Origin of the sequence: Dietzia sp. DQ11-44, from assembly GCF_014145205.1 — a bacterium.
Lineage (GTDB): Bacteria > Actinomycetota > Actinomycetes > Mycobacteriales > Mycobacteriaceae > Dietzia > Dietzia natronolimnaea.
In genome coordinates this window covers 1-3,937 of sequence record NZ_JAALEC010000346.1, presented here as the reverse complement: position 1 = coordinate 3,937, position 3,937 = coordinate 1, and the positions used below count along the sequence as shown (strand labels likewise).

General features: G+C 66.4%; 4 protein-coding genes. 1 reads left to right on the top strand and 3 read right to left on the bottom strand.

The features are described 5' to 3' along the window. Positions 1 to 10 precede the first annotated feature (10 nt). Positions 11 to 619, bottom strand: coding sequence for a hypothetical protein (locus G6018_RS09345; protein WP_182639459.1), 609 nt, complete (start codon positions 617 to 619; stop codon positions 11 to 13). Between the two features lie 69 nt (positions 620 to 688). Here G6018_RS09345 and G6018_RS09340 point away from each other — a divergent pair, with 69 nt between their 5' ends. Further along, positions 689 to 1,831, top strand: a complete 1,143-nt coding sequence (locus tag G6018_RS09340; protein ID WP_182639458.1) for a plasmid pRiA4b ORF-3 family protein — start codon at positions 689 to 691, stop codon at positions 1,829 to 1,831. A gap of 82 nt (positions 1,832 to 1,913) precedes the next feature. Here G6018_RS09340 and G6018_RS09335 read toward each other — a convergent pair whose 3' ends face one another. Then, on the bottom strand, positions 1,914 to 3,167 hold the full coding sequence (locus G6018_RS09335; RefSeq protein ID WP_182639457.1) for a type II toxin-antitoxin system HipA family toxin: 1,254 nt from the start codon (positions 3,165 to 3,167) through the stop codon (positions 1,914 to 1,916). Beyond that, positions 3,160 to 3,606 (bottom strand): helix-turn-helix transcriptional regulator, encoded by a 447-nt coding sequence (locus G6018_RS09330; protein ID WP_159110396.1) that lies wholly within the window; start codon positions 3,604 to 3,606, stop codon positions 3,160 to 3,162. Before G6018_RS09330 ends, G6018_RS09335 begins: the two co-directional genes overlap by 8 nt. Positions 3,607 to 3,937: the final 331 nt, after the last annotated feature.

Below are 3,937 nucleotides of genomic sequence, written 5' to 3'. Positions count from 1 at the left end.
GCGGCCGTCGTCATCGCTTCCGCGCCGACACGTGAGCGATGTCGACGGACACCGGCCGCCACGAGATCCCGGGGATCGAACGCAGGGGAGCGAACGGGTCAGCAGCGCGCTGCCACGCGACGGACAGACTGTTCGCGATGAGGTCGGCGTCGGCGGGGTGGGCTCGCGTGGCGACGCGACGCAGGAGCTGGACGTCGGTGAGCTTGACCGTGACCGTCCACGTGATCGTCCCCCGGTCGTAGATCTCGGTGGTCACAGCGCTCTCCACATCGAGAACCCGGAACGCGCCCTCTTCGAGGAGTTCCTCCACACCGCCCGTAGGCCAGATCAGCCAGTTCAGTTGAGGCAGCGGCGGCAGGGTGGGATCGGGCCCCGCCTCCTCACTCGCCGGGTCCTCGATCACCGCACCGGAGAACGCATCGACCACCACCGTGTCCTCACGGTACTGGGCCAGTGCCGCCGTCACCGCCGCCGCATCGACGATGGCGACCTCCGCGGACACAGTGCAGGACCATGTCTCGCGGTTCCTGCCGGGACGGGGCCGCGCAGGCGAGGGTTGCGGGGTGGGCTCAGGCGCGGGCTCGGGTAGGTCGAACAGGCCGGGCTCGACAGTGTCCATGGCAGGTGAGACTACTTCTCCAAACGGGGGCGTCCCAGCGCGCCGCTCGCATCTCGTATCGTCGGTGAGGTGACGCCCTCGACAGATCGCCCCTACGGACCAGGCGACCTCACCGCAGACGAGTTGAAACACGCGGTACTCGACGCATTGGCGAGCGCGGGAGTCCCGCAGACCGAGTTGATGGCCTCGCTGGCGGCCGGGGCTGACTATCAGTCCCCGTGGGAACGCCCGGCCGTCAACCGGCGGCACCCGAGGCGCGAGACACCGGTGATCTACCGTGTCAAGGTCGAGCTGCAGGACTCGTCCCCGCCCATCTGGCGACGCCTGGACCTGCGCAGCGACCTCATGTTGCCGCGCCTTCACCTGATCCTGCAGGAAGCCATGGGCTGGACGAACAGTCACCTGCACGAGTTCGTCCACGCATCCTCGCGCCGGGACCGCGACGCCGAGCACTTCGCCTCCATGGACTACCCCGACGCCGGGGAGATGGGCGAACTCGACGAGGCTGACGTACGGCTCGACGAGCTGGCGCACAGCGTGGGCGATAGGTTCCTGTACCTGTACGACTTCGGTGACAGTTGGTGGCATCGCGTCACCGTGGAGAAGGTCCTGGAGCCCGACGACGACGACGAGATCCCGGATGCGACGGTGGTGGCAGGTCGCCGGGCATGCCCTCCGGAGGACTGCGGGGGGATCTGGTCATATAACGAGTGGATCGCCGGCGGCGACGAGTTCGACTCGGATGGCTGGGGCCCGGAGGTACTCGAGTTCTGGGCCGGCTGGGACGCGGAAGAATTCGACCTCGAGGACGTTCAGCGGCGAGTGGTCGGAATCGCCGACACGCCAGCCACTCTCAGGGAAGTCCAGCGGGACGAGGCCGCGAAGCTGCAGATCCTGCTCGAACGGGTCGGCGACGGGGTCAAGCTCACCGCGGCCGGGTACCTGCCGCCGACGATGGTCGAGCAACTCATGGCCGACACCGGCTGGGACCGCAAGTGGATCGGGAAGAACAATCGCGAAGACCTGACGTTCCCGATCTGGCAGCTGAGGGACTGGGCCCGCGCGCTGGGGCTGGTGCGTAAGTACAAGGGCGAGCTCCGGCCGACCCGCCGCGGTACCGCGTTGAAGAACGACCACCAGGCCCTCACCGAGCTGATCGCCCGCAGCTTGCCGCACGATCGGCTCTACGGCACCCCGCTCGACTGGTTCTGACCCGGCCGGTTCCGCGCGGCCGGGTTAATGCGGGCCGGGGGCGGGTGGCGGACCTCGTCGTCGTCGCCCCAGTTCGGTTCACTCAACCGAACCAGGCCAGAACCCGTCGACACTGGGCCTCGACCTCGGCCATAAGCGTGTCTGCCAACCGGTGTTCGTCGTCAGTGCGCGGGGGGTGCAGCTCGATGGCGGATCGGAGTGCCCCGGGCAGCTCATCGGAGTCGAGGTAGATCTGGGCGGTGAGCACGCTCGGATCGAGATCGTTGGCCTCCGCAAAGGTGATCCAGTGGCGGAGGGTGATCTCGTCGTAGGCGTACCGACTCCCGATCTTCATGGCGAGTCTGCGCTGACTCCGTTGTGGTGAGTACGGGTAGATCGACGCGATGTCATAGAGCGGTGCGAGCCGGGGTGGGGAATCATCGGCGTGAAGAATCGCGTAATTCTTGGCATGGGCGTCGGTGGCGCCGAGCAGAAAGTTGATCGCAAGCGCTCGAACGAAAAGCCAGACGTCTTCCTCGAGGCGGAGCGCCCGCAAGAAGGAGATGACATCGCCGGGGGATGGGCCTCCATCGGCCTGGTACTTGCGCGACGGATGAACTGCGAGAGCTTGGCAGAGGTCCTCCTGATGGACACGGGTCACGGTTCCATCAACGGCGACATGGCGGTCCCACCGTCGGCTGATCACAGCGGGAGTGCCAGCGAAATCGACATAGTTCGTGGCGGCCGTCGGCAAACCGATTGTTCGGACGGCTTGCAGACACAGGACTTCGTTGTACGCCTGGCAGGGGAGATCGGTAACACCGGGCTTGATGATGTGCGTAGTGGGGATCGCGCCGGTCGCCTGATACCACTGGTCTGCTCGTCGGTGGAGAGCGACCTTCTCCTGAGCTCCTGCGAGCGACCAATGCTCGCCGCGGGCCTGCCAGGATGCCTGTCTGCTCGAGATCAGCTCGCGGAGTCTCCTGCTGATGTCGGCGTCAGACATCGGTACGAGGACCCCTTCGTCGAGTTCATCCATCGCATCGGGGCGGAGGAACTGAACAGCGCCGGCGCAATCGCGACCGACAGCGGTGAGGAGGGAAAACGTGTTGCCTGCGACGGCCCCGTGATGGCGGGCGATCTGGACCCGCGCGGCCTGGTTGTCGGGCAACAGTCCGTCGAGGAAGGGCTCGACCCGATCGGGGCCCCAGGCCTGACGGCGTCTGGGCATGGAGAGCGAGAGATTCCGTTCGGGGCCGTCGAGGTCGTAGGAGAACGAGTGCTTGCCATGACGGCCCTCCGTCAACGTCCCCAGTCTCTGTCCAGACAGTAGGACCGCGAGTTCCTTGTCAGGCATCGGAAGACCGCTGAGTGATGTCATCTGCGACGTCGCGTGCACGGTGGGCCGCCCGGATGGCGCGTGCAGCGGCAAGCGCTACTTCGCCAGGGGGGGCCACTTTTGCGGAAGTCAGGACTTCATAATCGTCCGCCGGTGTGTCGACTGCTTCGGGTGCCTCCATCGCCTCGACTGCATCGACCGCCTCGGGCAGGTGCCGCGGGTGGCGGGCCGACTCGGCGGGGGGCGTGTCCGAGTCCGGTACGGGATACGCCAGCCGGATCGTGACGTCCAGAACGTCCATCATCGCGAGCACCTTGCTCAGTGACGCATTGGGAGCGCGCCCGCTCTCGAAGAGGCTCACCCAGGAGCGTGTGAGATGGGCTGCCGCTGCGAGGTCGGCCTGGCTCATACCGGCGGCGAGACGGGCGTCCCTGACCGACGTAGCGATGTCGGTCACAGTCCGGGCCCTAGCGGCGAACGTTGCCATGACGCTCCTGAGGTTCGTTGTATCGAACGCAGCCTAGGTGTTCGGTTTACCGAGCACAAGGTAGTGTGTGCGCTATTTCGAACTTTGCGGTCGTCAAGCACCCTGTCCGGGTATCGGGGAGAGCCTTGTCGTCGTCGCTTTCAGGCGCGCAACCACAGGCCGAACTGTGTGCGTTACGACAGCGTGCGGCCGGTGAGTCACTTAGACGATGACGTCGTTCGTCGCCTCGCGGATGGGGCTCTCGCCGGTGGAGCCGTCGCCCCGCCGCGGAAGATTCACCCAGATGCGCAGCGGCGGCCCG